14 protein-coding genes are annotated in these 16,309 nt (G+C 56.4%); 10 read left to right on the plus strand and 4 right to left on the minus strand.

Annotated features, from left to right (window positions below):
- The 3 genes from WA943_RS13530 to WA943_RS13540 all read left to right on the plus strand — a co-directional run.
- A partial coding sequence (locus WA943_RS13530) for a hypothetical protein (protein ID WP_424470412.1) occupies nucleotides 1-251 on the plus strand: 251 nt, incomplete at its 5' end.
- On the plus strand, nucleotides 248-1,546 hold the full coding sequence (locus tag WA943_RS13535; protein ID WP_424470413.1) for an ABC transporter ATP-binding protein: 1,299 nt from the start codon (nucleotides 248-250) through the stop codon (nucleotides 1,544-1,546). The genes WA943_RS13530 and WA943_RS13535, both read left to right, overlap by 4 nt.
- A gap of 59 nt (nucleotides 1,547-1,605) precedes the next feature.
- Nucleotides 1,606-2,607 (plus strand): class I SAM-dependent methyltransferase, encoded by a 1,002-nt coding sequence (locus WA943_RS13540; RefSeq protein WP_424470414.1) that lies wholly within the window; start codon nucleotides 1,606-1,608, stop codon nucleotides 2,605-2,607.
- 18 nt (nucleotides 2,608-2,625) lie between these two features.
- Here the strand turns inward: WA943_RS13540 and WA943_RS13545 are convergent, their stop codons facing one another.
- Nucleotides 2,626-3,747, minus strand: a complete 1,122-nt coding sequence (locus WA943_RS13545) for a glycosyltransferase (RefSeq protein WP_424470415.1) — start codon at nucleotides 3,745-3,747, stop codon at nucleotides 2,626-2,628.
- An 89-nt stretch (nucleotides 3,748-3,836) separates the two neighbouring features.
- Here WA943_RS13545 and WA943_RS13550 point away from each other — a divergent pair, with 89 nt between their 5' ends.
- Nucleotides 3,837-6,365, plus strand: coding sequence for a hypothetical protein (locus tag WA943_RS13550; protein WP_424470416.1), 2,529 nt, complete (start codon nucleotides 3,837-3,839; stop codon nucleotides 6,363-6,365).
- Here the strand turns inward: WA943_RS13550 and WA943_RS13555 are convergent.
- Nucleotides 6,328-7,182, minus strand: coding sequence for an FkbM family methyltransferase (locus WA943_RS13555; RefSeq protein WP_424470417.1), 855 nt, complete (start codon nucleotides 7,180-7,182; stop codon nucleotides 6,328-6,330). The genes WA943_RS13550 and WA943_RS13555 overlap by 38 nt on opposite strands.
- A gap of 194 nt (nucleotides 7,183-7,376) precedes the next feature.
- On the opposite strand from WA943_RS13555, the gene WA943_RS13560 reads away from it, so the two are divergent.
- From WA943_RS13560 to WA943_RS13580, 5 genes are all read left to right on the plus strand, one after another.
- On the plus strand, nucleotides 7,377-8,852 hold the full coding sequence (locus WA943_RS13560) for a glycosyltransferase (RefSeq protein WP_424470418.1): 1,476 nt from the start codon (nucleotides 7,377-7,379) through the stop codon (nucleotides 8,850-8,852).
- 254 nt (nucleotides 8,853-9,106) lie between these two features.
- Nucleotides 9,107-10,120 (plus strand): lysylphosphatidylglycerol synthase transmembrane domain-containing protein, encoded by a 1,014-nt coding sequence (locus WA943_RS13565; RefSeq protein ID WP_424470419.1) that lies wholly within the window; start codon nucleotides 9,107-9,109, stop codon nucleotides 10,118-10,120.
- A gap of 18 nt (nucleotides 10,121-10,138) precedes the next feature.
- On the plus strand, nucleotides 10,139-10,912 hold the full coding sequence (locus WA943_RS13570; RefSeq protein ID WP_424470420.1) for an FkbM family methyltransferase: 774 nt from the start codon (nucleotides 10,139-10,141) through the stop codon (nucleotides 10,910-10,912).
- A gap of 21 nt (nucleotides 10,913-10,933) precedes the next feature.
- Entirely contained in the window at nucleotides 10,934-12,073 is a 1,140-nt protein-coding gene (locus WA943_RS13575; RefSeq protein WP_424470421.1) for a DegT/DnrJ/EryC1/StrS family aminotransferase, read from the plus strand.
- Nucleotides 12,073-13,212, plus strand: coding sequence for a glycosyltransferase family 4 protein (locus WA943_RS13580; protein ID WP_424470422.1), 1,140 nt, complete (start codon nucleotides 12,073-12,075; stop codon nucleotides 13,210-13,212). The genes WA943_RS13575 and WA943_RS13580 overlap by 1 nt, the downstream gene beginning before the upstream one ends.
- A 19-nt stretch (nucleotides 13,213-13,231) precedes the next feature.
- Here the strand turns inward: WA943_RS13580 and WA943_RS13585 are convergent, their stop codons facing one another.
- Nucleotides 13,232-14,386 (minus strand): AGE family epimerase/isomerase, encoded by a 1,155-nt coding sequence (locus WA943_RS13585; RefSeq protein ID WP_424470423.1) that lies wholly within the window; start codon nucleotides 14,384-14,386, stop codon nucleotides 13,232-13,234.
- Between the two features lie 9 nt (nucleotides 14,387-14,395).
- Entirely contained in the window at nucleotides 14,396-15,034 is a 639-nt protein-coding gene (locus WA943_RS13590) for a D-glycero-alpha-D-manno-heptose-1,7-bisphosphate 7-phosphatase (protein WP_424470424.1), read from the minus strand.
- A 139-nt stretch (nucleotides 15,035-15,173) separates the two neighbouring features.
- Here WA943_RS13590 and rffA point away from each other — a divergent pair, with 139 nt between their 5' ends.
- Nucleotides 15,174-16,301 (plus strand): dTDP-4-amino-4,6-dideoxygalactose transaminase, encoded by a 1,128-nt coding sequence (rffA, locus tag WA943_RS13595; RefSeq protein WP_424470425.1) that lies wholly within the window; start codon nucleotides 15,174-15,176, stop codon nucleotides 16,299-16,301.
- Nucleotides 16,302-16,309: the final 8 nt, after the last annotated feature.

Genomic DNA, 16,309 nt, shown 5'->3' on the forward strand with positions numbered 1-16,309 from the left:
AATTGGGCTTGATGATCGGATTGTTCATCCATCCGATTCTTTACGTGCCGGGCATGATGTCCAAATGGGCGGAGCTTGCATTCCACATTCTCCCTCTTTCTCACGTGATCTGGATATTCAGGGACGCAATTTTGGGTGACATCGCACATCCAGCCTCATGGGTAGTGGCGCCCCTTTTCGGCCTCGTTTTTCTTACCATCGGCTACCGGATGTTCCAAAGCCTCGCCCATATGTTCGGAGATGAGCTATGAGGGAATTGGGCATCGAGCTTCATCACATCTCGAAGACGTTCAAAGTGTATGACCGGCCCGTGGATATGATGTGGGAGATACTTTCTGGCCGCCGTCGCCACCGCGAATTTGAAGCGTTGAAAGACATCAGCCTGTCGATCGAGAAGGGCTCTGTGGTCGGCATCATAGGTCGAAATGGAGCTGGTAAATCGACGCTCCTGCGAATTATCGCGCGAACGCTCAACCAATCGTCAGGCGACGTGCGTGTCAACGGGCGGATATCCGCGATCCTCGAACTCGGCACCGGCTTCAATCCCGACTATTCTGGACGCGACAACATCTATCTCGGCGGGCTCTGTCTCGGCCTGACGAGACAGAAAATTAGCGAACGAGAAGCCGACATTATCGCATTCAGCGAACTCGAAGACTTCATCGATCAGCCGTTCAAGACTTACTCCAGCGGCATGCAAGCGCGACTCACCTTCAGCGTGGCAGTCAGCGTAGATCCCGACATCCTGATCGTCGACGAAGCGCTGTCGGTGGGTGATGCCAAGTTTCAGCTAAAGTCATTTGATCGAATTGCCGAATTCAAACGTCTGGGCAAGACGATTCTTGTTGTCAGCCACGACATCAATACGCTCGCGGCGTTTTGTGACAGAGCCATTCTCCTTGATAGGGGCAAGGTCATATCCGATGGTCGGCCCAATTCTGTGGGACGAATCTACCATGAGCTTCTTTTCAGCAACTCTCCTCTGGTGGACCAAAAAAGGCCTTCTCATCTCAACGGGGAGCTGGAGAAACCAGTCGAAGAGGCGTCAATACCAGCCTCTGTAACTGAAGAGTCGGTCAGTGTGAGAGCCGAGCATCGTTACGGAACAGGGGCCGTCAACATATCGGACGTGGCTATACTCGACGCAAATCAATCCCGCACAACGCTGCTGGATATGTTTGGTGAGTACCACTTGAGGGTCGTCGTTGACGCGCAAGAAGACGTAGACGAATTCGTTCTTGGTCTGCTGATCCGTACACCCCGAGGGATCGAAGTGGTCGGCACCGACAGCGGCCTTCGCGCCACCAACAATTTCCCACAGAGAATGCTCAAGGGGAAGCGCTATGATTTCGGCGTAAAATTCACGAATAACCTCGCGCCCGGGGAGTTCTTTCTTACATGCGGCATTGCGAGGCCGGGCGGTGAAAAGCTCGATTTCCGTTTTGACTGTCTTTCATTTCGTGTGACGGGGAAAAGTAACCTGTACGCAAGCTCTCTTGCAGCTGTTGAATTTCGTTTCTCATGCCAGCAAATTTGTGAAGCTTGATTTCTGGCGTCGCCGATAATTCGAAACGTTTACGTGGGCATCTCTTTTAGGACGTTGGCATGAACACTCTCACTCAAGGCGACGCTCAATCGATGAAAAAAGGCGTTCGGTGGGAGGATTCTCATTGCTCTCTCTGCAGATCGTCGTCAACCGAACATCTGTATGAGACCAAGGACTACCGATTTCTAACTGACGACGTAACGTTCAACGTCGTCAGGTGCGCTGAGTGTGGCCTCGTTCGCGTCAATCCTCGCCCTGTCGAGGAGGACATACATAAATACTATCACGATGATTTCTATCGCGCGGGAGAGTCGCCGGACGAGGCGCTTGCAGCGGTGAAGTCGCGTGTCGAGGCAATGGCGGAACACGTTAACAGATATCAGCGTGGTCGATTGCTGGACATTGGATGCTTTCGTGGTGAGTTCATCGAGCATATGCGGCGCACGCATGGCTGGGAGGTTGCAGGCGTCGAGTTTTCGGAACTTCCACCGAATTTGTACGACTTAAATATTTTCCGCGGCGATGTCGCCGAGGCGCCTTTCGAGCATGAGAGTTTTGACGTTGTAACAATTTGGGCGGTTCTCGAACATGTCTATCATCCGGAGCGCGTTCTCAACGCTGTTCGCAAGTTTTTGAAACCAGGAGGCCGGGTCATCATCCTCGTGCCCAACTTCAACAGTATCCCTGCGCGCGTGATGCACCACGACGATGTGCCGCGGCACTTGACTATGTTCACGCGAAAGACGTTGGACCGGATGTTGCGGATAGGCGGCCTGACTCCTGTCGATTGGATATGCAGCCAGGATGCTTGCTCAGGCTCTGTGCGTGGTTGGCTCAATTTTTTGGTCAAGCGCGCGTTCGGTGAGCCGATGGGCGAAATTCAGGCGCAAAACAGAAGCGCGGAACGCTGGGGCGAATTCGCTGGCTGCATTTGCAATCGCGCCTCCGGATTGTTGAGGCGTGTCGACCAATTCGATATTTGGCTTTCGCCCAGACTCGACTGGATTTTGGACCGGCTGGGGTTTGGCTTTATTATGATTGTTCATGCACAAAAGAAATGAATAACGGGAAAAGCGCGGTCAGGCCGTTTGCGCAACTGAATCCCAGAGCGTTTCGTATTGTGCGGTGATTGACGCGAGATCGTAGAAGTCCCGTATTCTCGCTCGCGCCGCAAGTCCTCGTTCGTGTCGCATGTCAGCGTCCTCATTTGCCAATATCGCCAGAGCCGCCGCCAATGCTTCAGACAACCGCGGCGGGACGGACAGGCCCGTGTCGCCGACCAATGCGGCCGCATCACCCACATCGGTGACGACGCAAGGCACACCGCTTGCCATTGCCTCGCCGACGAAGTTCGGAAATCCCTCGCCGAAGGCCGACGACAGGACGCCAATGTCCAGCCCGCGCAGTAGTCTCTGAATATCGCGCCGCTCGCCAAGCGTTGTGACATAGCTTTGCAAATTGCGCGGAATGATCAGTCGCTCCGTATCTTTGCCAATCAGCACGAAGCGTATCCGCTTGTCTCGTGCCGTCAGTTGTTCGGCGGCGGCAAGGAGCGTGGGATAGTCTTTCTGTGGATCGACACGCGCCACCATCCCGATGGCGATGATCTCGTCGCCAAACTTCCATTCCGCGCGAACGGCGCGCCGGTCATCTGCATCCGGCCGCCACTCGTCGAGATCGAAACCATTCGGCAGATAGACCCAGCGTTTGGGTCGGTACCCGAGGGCGCGATGATAGTTCATTCCCGCCATGGAATTGACCGCAACCGCGGCTGGAAACCTGGACAACAGCGCCAACCCTCGAACCACCCGGCTCGTCATCCGCGATGTCTGAGTGAAATCGATATCCGCGCCACGCAAGTTCCAGATCACCCGCCTTGTGCCGAGCTTTGCGAAAGGTGCTGCGAGCGTCCCCATGAGAGTGGCGTGATAGAGCCAGGTCATGACCGCATCGGGCCTGCTGTTTCGCATAATACGTACAAGGTTGATGAGCGCGGCCAGCGAAGGAACGCCGCGACGCATATGGAGGCAGTGCAGCTCCACTCCCTTCGCGCGTAGTCGCTCGCCATATAGCCCTTCGTCCATCAGCACGACAACAATATGCCGTCGCCCACGTCCTTGATCAGCCAGCAAGACGCGCGTCAGCATGCGCTCTGCGCCACCGCTTCCAAGCCCCGTGATAATATGCAGGACTGTTTTCATCAACCTTTCTGGTTTCCCTAGGTCGTGCGCTGGCACAGGTAAGCTGTCTACTCTACCATTGCACCAAAATAGAGGATCGGGAGAGCTGCGTGCCCAACGTTAACGTCAATTTGAATTTCAAGCTTATCCGTTATCTGACTATTGTTACATCAGTTGTGGCGCTGTTGTTCTCGTTTCTTCTGGCGGGCGCGTGGGCGCTGGATTTTGGTTCTTGGACACGTTCGATTGCGTTAGCGGGGCCGTTCCCAGCTGATGAGGCCGCCTTTGTACTTAATCTTCAGCCCACCGTTCCAGCGCGCGAAATATTTGATTCCGGTGGCGATACCGCCGAAGAATATCGCCGGTCCAATCTGCGTCTGACTGTCGACGGCGTGCTTTGGACGCGGTCGCATGTGCTCCACAACGAGTTGCGCGCCGGTGCCAGGCAGTCTTTCAGTCATTGGGGAAATTCCGTCTATTTCTCGCCCGGCAGTGACGCGGCAGCCCCTTCGCGAGTAGAGGTCGTCTATAACGTGAGCGTCAAGCCTATCTTGAAGAGCTTCATTCTGCTTGGCGCGTTTTTGTCGGTCCTTTTGCGTATCGCGATAGCAGTGAAAACTGGTGATGGAGTTGGCGCGCTTCGACAGCTTATTCGCTGGTGGATGGCAGGTGTCGTCGGGTTGAGCTGGGGTCTTCTCGCATTTGCCGCTCTTTACTTCGGTTCAATAATTGTAGCCCTTTTCCTCGGTTATGCTCTGCCTACCAGCGCGATCTACCGATGGTTTCCCGGCGGAGATTTTTTGGATCGCGCGATGCCGTTAAGCGCATTCCCAATTCTTCTGATCTGTGCGTCCGGTGTTTGCTGCAGTTGGGCTGCCAAACTCGGCATAGTTGAAAAAGACGAAATCCAGATACTTGAAAGACGGCTGATTGGCTTTTGGAAATTTGCCGCCCCGCCAGTTTTGATTGCCTTGTTGCTGCTCGCTACCAGTGCAGGTGGCTGGAACGGCCGCTTTCAACCGGGCGGCATGACGTATCAAAGTATAGCCGGCCTGGTCCCATATTCAGACGCACAGGTTTACTACTTGTCGGCGTTTGACATGCTCAATAGCGGCACTTGGAACTCTGTCGCAGCGCAGCGTCCCTTGGCCGCCAGCATGCGCGGCGCGGTCACACTTGTGGGCGGTATGTCATACGTCGGATCTATGGTTCTGCAAGCAGTCCTGCTCGCTTGTGCGTTATTTTTTGCGCTTCGTTCTCTCGTGCTCTGGCAGGGTATCTGGGTAGCCGGAGCTTTTATGGCGCTGGCTTTCGGCTTGATACAGCCGTATCTGACAACATCACTCACCGAACCATTGGGGATAATCTGGAGCTTGTACTCTTTTGCCTTCTTTATTGAGGCAATGCGGACTCGTTCCACTTCTCATGCGATTGTCGGCTTTGCAGCCTTGAGTTTGGCGCTTGTGACCAGAATGGGAAGTATGTTCACAATACCTTTTCTGATGATATGGATCGTCGTCGCATTTGCTCAAGATCGGCGCCACGCAATAAGGATCGGGGCAATACTCACGGGCATTGTCCTGATGATAATGGGGCTCAATGTAGTATTGCTCGAATGGTTTGCGCCAAATGCAGCGCTGGCTGGCAATTTTTCATATGTTGCCTGCGGCCTTGGCCGAGGAACGGATTGGAGCGAGTGCGCGCTAAGCTTTGCCGATACCGTGAAGGGTATGACGCTCGCTGGCAGAAACAGTTTTTTTTATGAGCAGGCAGCAGAGGCATTTTGGAGAGATCCAAGCCTCCTGTTTGGCAAGGTCATGGCAAATGCTGATAATTATACTTCGCGTCTCCCGGTTTTTTTATTAACTCAGTATACGTCTGTTGTCGATATGTCGGTTTCTCGCGCCAAATTGTTGGCCTGCCTTTGTATACCTGGGATGATTCTGGTCATGGCCAAAAATTATTTTGTTCTCTCTTTCTGGGTGTTGTTGTTGGCGAGTTCGATCCTATCGGCAGCATTGATTTTTGGTGATGACGGGAGTCGTGTGTTGATCGTTACCTACGTTTTTCTCGGAGGATTGTTTGCTCTTGGTTTTGCCAGTCCGGCCGTTGTCCGACGCGTCGATAATAGGCCTTCTATGGATTGGCGATCGGGCGCAGCAGGCATAGTTGCAATATTATTCATATGTGTCGGCAGTACGTTGATATTGCAGACGTACTCCAGATTGTTTGGCGCCGTCGCGCAGCCTTACGACAGCGGATCTGTAGTTCAAATAATGTCGTCACCCGGATTGACAGGCTTTATGGTTGTGCCCGACGGTTCGCCGCGAAATCCTCACATCCCTACCGTCGATATGTCGAATTTTAAGCTTATTTTTGAACGCTCGATGTTATTGAGCGATTTTGGTCCGGTTGCTGATGAGGCATTGGAGCATATGCCCTTCGCTGTATTTATTGCGCCTAGAAGGCATCAGGTTAACTCGACGTCGGTGTTTGTCGGCCCACCGGAGTTGTTAACCGATCAGACTACAAAAAATTGGGATCTTGACGTTCGGCCGTTTGGGAGCGGTCCCTACCTTTTCTATGTACAAAAAGCGACAATCAGCCCCGTGAAGGCGTCGGCAGGGCCAGCAGGTTGATGCCCGCGCCTGTTTCAATATCCGGAAGTTCTGTCCCACCGTTTGGAAGCGGGCGCCCCAAAAGATCGTGAAACGTATAGCCCGCGCTTTGCAGGATTTCACTTAATTCTTCCGCGCGATAACCCTTCTCCCGGATGACATAGGGAGAATGCTCGAAAAAGACGATGGGGCGAAACTCGGTCAACACGTCCTTGGCGCCGCGCAGCACTTCGACATCATAGCCATCGACATCAAGCTTCACGACATCCACCCGATCGAGTGACAGATTCGCGACAAGATCGTTCAGCGTGCCAACAGCGGCGCCGGTTGTCGCTTTGGCAACGCCAGCATGTTCGCCATGCGCGCCTTCGGGAGTTTCCAGAGGCCAGGATGATTCGATCGCTGTCGCAAGCTTTGCTTGTGGACTTCCCATCAGCATCATCTGTATTGGCGTCACGTGACTGGCAATGTCCGGATTGAGGGCAATATGTTCCACAAGCCGTTCGAATGCGTACAAGGTTGGCTCAACTGCAACGACACGGCCCGACGCTCCGACCTGCGCGGCGAGGGGAAGCGTGTGCGAGCCTATATTCGCCCCGATGTCTATCACCGTCGATCCAGGCGCGATCAGCCGCCTGTAGGCGTTGATAACGCTAGGTTCGAATTTGCCGAGCAGGAATACGGAGAAATCGATGCCTTCTCTCAGATCAAGACGCCAGTTCAGCCCGCCGCGCCGGCAATGTGCGATCGGCCCTCGTCCCAGCATGGACCGGGCCGACATCACAAAGCATTGAGCTGTGTGCGCAATTTTAATTTTTGTCTTTGTCCGAATGATCATCGTGTAAGTTGAATCTTGGCCGGCTCAAAAGCTAAACTCGGGATAGATTACGCGTGCATGAGCGGGCAGGGTTGATATCTTTGCTATAGTTCCTTGGCGTGAGGACGCAATCTGTCCAGACGCGAGCTAGATTATGAGTAGAGTCTATTTTCACCCTGTTGGGCAACCGGCACCCGCTAGGGGTTAGAGGTTATATGAATTTTCTGTCCCCTTTGAAACCGTCAGACAAAGCAGATACCAGCGCTGCGGCTCGCAAGAAACGCGTCAGGGAACATGCAGACAGCATCGCTGGTGACCGGGACCTCTGGATCGGGCGAAGCGCAGCCTATTATCGTGATGATCGCGTCTATACGCGGTTTCTGACCCAGCCAAAGGCGCGCGTGCTTGATATTGGTTGCGGCACGGGGGATCTGCTGGCTCATCTTGATCCAGCCTACGGTCTGGGCATCGATCTGAGCCCGCGTATGGTGGAACTTGCAACCGCCAAGCACCCGCACCTCGATTTTCGCGTCGGTGATATCGAAGACGAAGCGTTTCTGGAAAACATCGAAGGGCCGTTCGACTATATCATCCTGTCTGACACGATTGGCGCTCTCGAGGACATAGAGACGGCCCTGTCGCACTTGCATCGTCTTTGCACGCCATCGACCAGAATCGTCATCGCTTACTATTCCACTTTTTGGCAACCTGTCTTGTGGCTTGCCGAACGCCTAGGTCTGCGGATGCCGCAACCTCCGGTCAATTTTATTCGCGATACGGATTTCCTGAACATATTGGATCTTGCCGATTTTGAAGAAATTCGCGTCGAGAAACGGCAACTCATCCCGCGCAATTTTCTGGGTATAGGCCGGCTCATCAATCGCTACATTGCGCCTTTGCCGCTTATCAACCGGCTTTGCCTCAGGACCTATCTGGTCGCGCGTTCGCGGAAGGTAGTGTCGCCGTCGGGCTTGAGCACGACGGTCTTGATCCCGTGTCGCAACGAAAAGGGAAATATTCGGGATGCCGTCGAGCGTCTGCCGAAGTTCGGGCGTCATGTCGAAATCCTTTTCGTTGAAGGAAACTCCAGCGACGGCACCTATGAAGAATGTCTGCGAGTGCAGGAAGAGTTGAGTGGCGAGCTGGATATCAAGGTCTTCAAGCAGCCGGGGCGGGGCAAGGGAGACGCCGTGCGGAAGGGCTTTGATGAGGCGAGCGGCGACATCCTGATGATCTTGGATGCTGACCTGACTGTTCCGCCGGAAGCCTTGCCGAAATTTTATAACGCCATAGCGTCGGGCAAAGGTGAATTCGTCAACGGCACAAGGCTGATCTATCCTATGGAAGGCGAGGCGATGCGGCCGTTAAACCTCATTGCAAATCGCTTCTTTGCCGCCGTGTTCAGCTTTCTGATCAACCAGCGCTTCACCGATACATTATGCGGCACGAAAGTGCTCAAGCGTTCGGACTATGTGCGGATTGCAGCCGATCGCAGCTATTTCGGCGACTTTGATCCTTTCGGAGATTTCGACCTCATCCTTGGTGCGTCGAAGCACAATCTCAAGATCGTTGAAATTCCGGTGCATTACGCCGCCCGTACATACGGCGAGACGCAGATTTCTCGCTTCGCCGATGGTGCCATGTTGCTCCGCATGGTGGTCTTCGCCTTCGGCAAGCTCAAGGCATTTTGAGGCTTGACCGGATGTCGATTTTGGAAACCGTGAATCTACGACAGGTCGAACGCCGGCGCGTTGAGGAAGCGAAGAAAACGTTTCCCCTCATCTACGGCGACTATCATCATTGCCTACCTCATTTTCGAACCTGCTCCTCCGGTTCGAAGATCACTTGCCGCGTTTCATCCGGTGCTTCTTTGGATTCCGGATCATGATCGTTTTGCGAAAGCATTCGCACGACACGTTTGGTTTCTGACTTTCACGGGGCGGCAATGCAAGAATCCACCATGCCGACGCCGAACTCGCCCTCATTTGATGTGGGGATAGCCGAGCCTGATCAGGAAGGGCCGTCATCCGGTGGATCGAAGCGTCTGATCGGTCGAATTGGCTTGATTGCCAAGATTGCGATTTCCGGTGGCGTTCTCGGATATTTGTTGACCCGCCATGCCCCGCACCGTGTCGATATCATGCGGGTCGATCTGGTGCCCTTCGCAGCCGCAGTCTTTCTGATTGTGACGCAAGTGGCGCTCAATGCCATGCGTTGGCGAATCCTGCTCGAGCACTGTGCGGGTAACAAGCAATCATATGGGCGTCAGTTCCAGATCTATTACGCCTCGATTTTTTTCTCGCAGATACTTCCCTCGATCGGAAGCGACGTAGTGAGGGCGTTATACCATCGCAAGCTTGGAGCATCGCTGGGACAAGCGGCGCTTAGCATACTCCTTGATCGCGGAGTTGCTTTCATCGCCTTGATGCTTGTTTCCCTGACCTTCCTGCCGGTCCTTGCGCAACTCGACGCGCCAGACGCATTGATATGGTCGGTAGCGTTCGTTTCTGGCGGAGCGCTTCTCGCCGCCGGCATGGGATGCATGGCAGTCAGCCTGTTACGCGGGCGATCTGTCTGGTCGCGATTGCCAGCGAATATTCTCGTTCTGGCCGAGAACACATACTGGATTTTGACATCGCGCACGGCGATTACACGTCTCGTTCCACTATCCATTTTTGTTCATTTGCTGTCGATTGTGGCGCTGGCACTCGTCGCGTTTTCCTTTCATGTGCCATTGTCATTTACGGCGGCCATTGCGGTCGGCCCCGCTTACCTAGTAGCTCAGATTATCCCCATCTCTGTCGGTGGCTGGGGCGTACGGGAGGCGGCGGCCGTTGTCCTTTTTGCGAGCCTCGGCATTGATGCATCCGATGCCATACTGGTTTCCATGGCGTTTGGCGTCGTGATCCTGTTGGCCGCTTTTCCCGGTGTTTTGGCTTGGCTGTTTGTCCGCAACTAGATGCTCCTTGTAGGCCAGATGAAAAAAACACTCCAATTGATCGCGCTGAAAGTCTATGAGCTTCTTGTGCGTACGGGTTTGATGAAATGGCGGCCAGTCCGACATCTCTTTGTCACGCTTTACTCGGCCTACAAGACATTGATTGAATCGGGTCCCGTCGAGCGGCTGCACGACCAGGTTTCTCCCGGGTCGATCGTGATCGACATTGGCGCAAATGTAGGATTCTTCACTCGAAAGTTCGCGCGATGGGTCGGTGTGGCCGGCTACGTAATTGCGGTTGAGCCGGACGCTGAGAACTTTGCGCATTTGACCAGATTGTTGAACAAGTCAAATGAGGGCTCACGCGTAAAAGCTTACAATGCGGCAGCAGCAGCGAAGGACGGTATTCTTCATTTGCAAAGGAATGAGGTCCATCCAGGCGATCATCGCTTGGCACGCGATGGCAAGGGAATTGAAATTCCGGCATTTGCAATCGATTCACTTGTGCCTGAGCCTGACGTATCCCGTCGAGTGGCGCTCATCAAGATCGACGTCCAGGGAGCCGAGATGCAGGTGTTGCAGGGTGCGTGGCACACCATCGACACCTCACGCCCTGCGCTTTTCATCGAGCTGGATGACGCAGCTCTTCGTGACTTTGATTCATCTGCCGCCGAAATCGTTGATGCTTTGTCGCAACGAAATTACGTGCCCCACCAATTGTCGGTGAAGGGTCCGCCGCGACGCCTATCGCGCGAGGAGATACTCGATAATGTTGCAAAAAATTATATCGATGTGCTGTTTCTCCCGGCGTGATCCACTCATAATGTCGGTGCCATGACCAACCCTGAACGCATCTTCCTGTCGCCTCCGCATATGTCCGGCACCGAGCGTCAGCTCGTCGGCGAAGTCTTCGACATGAATTACATTGCGCCGGCGGGGCCGATGATCGATCGGTTCGAGCGGCTCTTTTGCGAGGTGACCGGATTTGCCCATGCCACTGCCGTCACCAGTGGAACGGCGGCGTTGCATCTTCTCATGCGTGGATTGCGCGTGGGTGCGGGCGATGAGGTATGGGTGCCGACGCTGACATTCATAGGCGGCGTGTCGCCCGTTCTCTATCAGAACGCCACGCCTGTTTTTTTCGATGTTGCGCCGGATACGTGGACGCTTGACGTCGATTTGCTCGCCGAGGAAATGGCGAGGGCGGCGAGGGTGGGGCGTTTGCCCAAGGCGGTCGTGACGGTCGATATATATGGTCAATGCGCCGATCTCGACGCGATCCGCTCTGTTTGCGATCCTCATGGCGTGCCCGTCATCGTCGATGCAGCAGAATCGATGGGCGCAATCTACAAGGGTCGTCACGCGGGGAAAGGCGCCACTGCCGCAGCATTTTCCTTCAACGGCAACAAGATCATCACCACGGGTGGTGGCGGCATGGCGGCAAGCGACGATGCGCAGCTTGTCGCCGAAGCGCGCCATCTTTCACAGCAGGCGCGCGAACCTGTCGCGCATTACCAGCATGAAGTGCTTGGCTACAACTACCGCATGAGTTCACTCAATGCCGCAGTCGGTTGCGGGCAACTGGGCGTGCTTGGCGAACGTGTTGCCAAACGCCGCGAAATTTTTGCACGATACGAGCGCGAACTTGCCTCTCTTCCCGGCATTTCCTTCATGCCCGAAGCACCCAGCGGAAAATCAAATCGCTGGCTGACGGTCATGCTGATCGATCCGGAAATTGCGCCGGTAACGCCGGAGCAGTTGCGGCTTTCGCTTGAAGAAAAAAACATCGAGGCTCGCCCGGTCTGGAAGCCCATGCATCAGCAGCCGCTTTTGCACGATTTCCGAACGGTGGGCGGCGCCGTTGCGGAGCGGCTTTTCGCGACGGGCATCTGCCTTCCCTCCGGCACGCAGTTGAGCGATCACGAGCAGACGCGCGTCATCGAGGCCATTGCGAAATTCTGGGAGACGGCGTGATGCAGGCGTTCGCGCCGCGCCGTCTGCTTTATGTCTTCCCGCTCGCTCTCAACTTGCGCGCTCACTGGGCCGCCCGCGTGCGCGCCGCCGCCGTGAATTACGACGTTCACGTGGCCGTGCCGATTGACGAGACGATACGCAACCTCGATCTCGGCAACATCGTTCTTCACGATATTCCGCAGCGGCGCGGCTTCCCTTCGCCGCTCGCCGAATGGCGCTATTTTCTCTCGATTTTCCGTCTCATCCGCCACCTGCGCCCGCAACTTCTCCATGCGGTAACGATACGCCCGGTCATCTATGGCGGTATTGCCGCGCGCCTCATGCGCGTGCCTGCGCTGGTTCTTTCGATCACCGGCCTCGGTTATGTCTTCATCGGCCGCGAGGCGCGGGCGCGCTTGCTGCGTCCCTTCACCGAGTTCGCCTATGCGCGCGCGCTCCATCATCCAAATGCCGTCGCGATTTTTGAAAATGCCGATGACAGGGATTTGTTTGTTCACCGCAACCTCGTCGCGCCGGACCGCACGCGCGTCTGGATAGGTGGCGGTGTGGACCTTGACGCGCTGCGCGCATCGGCGGAGCCGGATGACGCAAGCCCGCTCGTCGTGCTTCCCGCCCGGCTTCTCGTCGATAAAGGCGTGCGCGAATTCGTGGAAGCCGGGCGAACGCTGCGAGCTTCTTTCCCCGGCATCCGGTTCGCGCTGGTGGGTGATGTCGATCCCGGCAATCCGGCAACATTGAGTAAAGCCGAGATCGAAGGCTGGGTCCGCGAGGGCGTCGTGGAGTCCTGGGGCTGGCGTGAGGACATACCGGACATTATCAGCAGCGCCGTGATCGTCTGCCTGCCATCCTATCGCGAAGGCGCACCGATGGCATTGATCGAAGCGGCGGCCATGGGGCGAGCGGTCGTGGCAACGGATGTGCCCGGCTGCCGTCAGGTCGTGGTTGACGGCAAGACGGGAATTCTTGTCCCCGCCCGCGATCCGCGCGCGCTCGCCGCTGCCTTGTCACTATTGTTGAGCGATGCCGCATTGCGCCAGCGCATGGGCCGGGCCGCCCGCCATCACGCGGAAAAACATTTCTCCGCGAGCCTGGCAAGAGATCGTCTGCTGGAGCTTTACAGCAGCTTGACGAAGTCCTGACGCCGCGGCGCATGGCGTTTCAGTCTTCGAGCAACGCCCACCGCCTGAATTCGGAAAACGCCAGAAAGAAATGATAGAGGCTCGTCGCGGGCACATGCGCGGTTTTGGAAGATAAATCCGTTGTCAGATGATCTCGCCAAAGGCCTCTGGGAGAGGTGGCGAGATAAAGATCGAGAACCTGACCGGCAATTGTATTGATCCGCGTCGCATCGACATTGCCGCCATGTTCGCCGATAGCGATATGCGCCTTCAGGGCCTCGGCCTGACACCATGAACGATGATCCCGCATATGCGGGGACCCATCCGCATGCACAGCATCGTAGACCAATCCCGTCTCTCGACTGACGCCGCGTCTTTCAGCGAAATCGAAAAGCCGTCGCGCGATTTCTGAAACGTCTTCGCCGGTCAAACGCCGATATTCTGCGAGCAGCCACACCCATTCGAAATGATGCCCGGGCTCGACGATAGTCTCTGGCAGAGGCCGCCATGCCGCGTCGAAGAACTCCGGCAATATGCCCTTGTCGTGCTGGAATATATGCTTGTCAAGAAGCGCGACGATGCCATGCGCTTCATCCAGAAACCGTTTCTCGCCTGTCGTCTCGTAAAGCCTGAGCATGGCTTCGAGAAAATGCATATGTGGATTCTGCTCCAGCACGTCGACCTTCCGAGGTTCCGATCTGAAGCCCGGCAGATGCTGAAGCGATAGCCGCGCATGCACCGCATCGAGCGTACGATGCGCCCATTCGATTGCCATGCCGTCGCCGGTCGCGCGCGCATACCAGCCAAGCGCAAAGAGCATGAAGGATTGTTCGTATAGAGCGAGTGCCGGGTCGACGATGCCGCCTTCAGGCCCGAGTTTCAGCGCCCATCCCCCTTCCGCAAGCCAGCCATGCCGCAGCACGAATTCAAGCCCGTTGCGCGCCGCCTCCAGCGCGGGCCCCTGCCAGCTGAGCAATGACGCATGGCTGAAAACATATATCTGCCGCGCCTGAACGCGCACGCGCTTGAAGGGTGCGGCATCCGCCGCGCCGTCAAATCTGAGCCGCTCGACGAAGCCTCGCCCAGGGTCCTGTCCGACGCTCGCCCAAAGCGGCAGCGCCTCATCGAACATCCATCGCTCGACCTCGGCGAGACGGGGCGCTTTATGCGGAGCAGGCGTCAGAGGATTTTGCATGCGATGCTTTCAGCCGGGGAGCAGGGCGCTGCCCAGTTGCTCCCGGGCTTCTGCAAGATCGCGGGCGGTGAAAACGCGAAATCCCGCCTCGGCATATTTCAGCGCCTCGTCTCTTTCCTCGCGACCGTGGCCGCTGAGCACGTGCACAGCACCTGCAAGCGCAGCATTGCGCGCCGCGCCAACATCGCTTGCCTTGTCCCCGATCATCCAGCTCTGCGGCGGATCGAAGCCGAGCATCGTCGCGGCAAGCTCGATCATCCCGGCGCCGGGCTTTCGCCAATGCGCCTCGCTTGGCCCATAGCCGGGCGTGTGGTCGGGATGGAACGGGCAGGCCAGAGTGAGATCGAGAGCAAGCCCATGCATGGCAAGCTGTCGCGCGAGCTCGCGCTCCACGGCCTCGAAGTTAGACCAGCCGAAGCGCCCTCGCGCAATGCCCGACTGGTTGGTGACGGTCACGATGGAAAATTTCCGCGCCCGCGCCCAGACGAGCAAGTCGACCGCGCCCGCCTCAAGCCGCACATCTTCCGGCCGCGAAATATAGTCGACTTCCTCAATCAGCACCCCGTCGCGATCGAGAACAAGCGCCGCCGTCCCGCCATGCCGGGGTGGGGTCTCGGTCGAAAGCCAAATTCCATTCGTCAGAAGCATGCGGGAGCCGGATCGGGAAAGCGGGCGGAAATGCGTCGGCAGCATAATGTATATTTCGGCAAGACTAAATCGCGGCTGGTTTGACGCTTCCGAACCGCCATGCGATCTTGCCTTTTTGACTGCAAAGTATCGATCGCACATGAATAAGGTCCCGTTCAATCGAGCCCATCTCACCGGCGGGGAGCTCGACAGCCTCAAACTGGCACTCGATAGCGGGCAGCTCGCGGGCGATGGCGCCTTCACCAGAAAATGTCAGGCATGGCTTGAAGCGCGCGCAGGTGTGGCCCGCGCGCTGCTGACCCATTCCTGCACCGCGGCGCTTGAAATGGCAGCTCTTCTGATCGACATCCAGCCGGGCGACGAAGTCATCATGCCCTCATATACATTCGTCAGTACCGCGAATGCATTCGTCTTGCGCGGCGGCGTGCCGGTCTTTGTCGATGTGCGAGCCGATACCGTCAATCTTGACGAAAAGCAGATCGAGGCGGCAATCACGAAGCGCACGCGCGCCATCGTGCCGGTCCATTATGCAGGCGTCGCTTGCGCCATGGATGAGATCAATTCGATCGCCAAAGAGCACAATCTGACCGTGATCGAAGACGCCGCCCAGGGCGTTGGTGCAACCTATCGCGGACGCGCGCTCGGTGCCGTTGGCGATCTCGGCGCGCTGAGTTTCCATGCGACCAAGAATGTGATCTCGGGCGAGGGCGGCGCGCTGCTTATCGGCAATGAAGCGCTGCGTGAACGCGCCGAAATCATTCGCGAAAAGGGCACGGACCGCTCGCGTTTCCTGCGCGGCGAGATCGATAAATATACGTGGCAGGAAATCGGTTCGTCCTTTCTGCCCAGCGAACTCATTGCCGCTGTTTTATGGGCGCAACTTCCGCAAGGCGATGCCATCAACGAGCAGCGCCTGAAAATATGGGCGCGCTATCACGAGGCCTTTGCAGAGACCGAACGCGCCGGTCGCTTCCGCAGGCCGACTGTGCCTCAGGATTGCGGGCACAACGCGCATATCTATTACCTCGTCTTCGACAGTCTCGATCTGCGAGAGAAAGCGCGTCTCGCTCTGGCGGATGCCGGAATTTCCGCCGTGGCGCATTACGTGCCGCTGCATGACTCTCCCGGCGGCCGTCGCTTCGGTCGCGCGCATGGCAGCCTTGCCGAAACGTCGCGCATCTCCGACGGTCTGCTTCGCCTGCCGCTTTATCCCGACCTGACCGTCGAAGATCAGGACCGTGTGATCGACATCGTCAGAAAATTCTAGCGCAGTCG

It is taken from the genome of Parvibaculum sp., assembly GCF_049651025.1.
GTDB lineage: Bacteria > Pseudomonadota > Alphaproteobacteria > Parvibaculales > Parvibaculaceae > Parvibaculum.

Coding starts and splice junctions, on each gene's coding strand:
- WA943_RS13545 (WP_424470415.1), bottom strand. CDS start 3,747: ATGAAAACAGTCCTGCATATTATCACGGGGCTTGGAAGCGGTGGCGCA.
- WA943_RS13555 (WP_424470417.1), bottom strand. CDS start 7,182: ATGATCATTCGGACAAAGACAAAAATTAAAATTGCGCACACAGCTCAA.
- WA943_RS13560 (WP_424470418.1), top strand. CDS start 7,377: ATGAATTTTCTGTCCCCTTTGAAACCGTCAGACAAAGCAGATACCAGC.
- WA943_RS13585 (WP_424470423.1), bottom strand. CDS start 14,386: ATGCAAAATCCTCTGACGCCTGCTCCGCATAAAGCGCCCCGTCTCGCC.
- WA943_RS13565 (WP_424470419.1), top strand. CDS start 9,107: ATGCAAGAATCCACCATGCCGACGCCGAACTCGCCCTCATTTGATGTG.
- rffA (WP_424470425.1), top strand. CDS start 15,174: ATGAATAAGGTCCCGTTCAATCGAGCCCATCTCACCGGCGGGGAGCTC.
- WA943_RS13570 (WP_424470420.1), top strand. CDS start 10,139: ATGAAAAAAACACTCCAATTGATCGCGCTGAAAGTCTATGAGCTTCTT.
- WA943_RS13575 (WP_424470421.1), top strand. CDS start 10,934: ATGACCAACCCTGAACGCATCTTCCTGTCGCCTCCGCATATGTCCGGC.
- WA943_RS13535 (WP_424470413.1), top strand. CDS start 248: ATGAGGGAATTGGGCATCGAGCTTCATCACATCTCGAAGACGTTCAAA.
- WA943_RS13540 (WP_424470414.1), top strand. CDS start 1,606: ATGAACACTCTCACTCAAGGCGACGCTCAATCGATGAAAAAAGGCGTT.
- WA943_RS13590 (WP_424470424.1), bottom strand. CDS start 15,034: ATGCTTCTGACGAATGGAATTTGGCTTTCGACCGAGACCCCACCCCGG.
- WA943_RS13580 (WP_424470422.1), top strand. CDS start 12,073: ATGCAGGCGTTCGCGCCGCGCCGTCTGCTTTATGTCTTCCCGCTCGCT.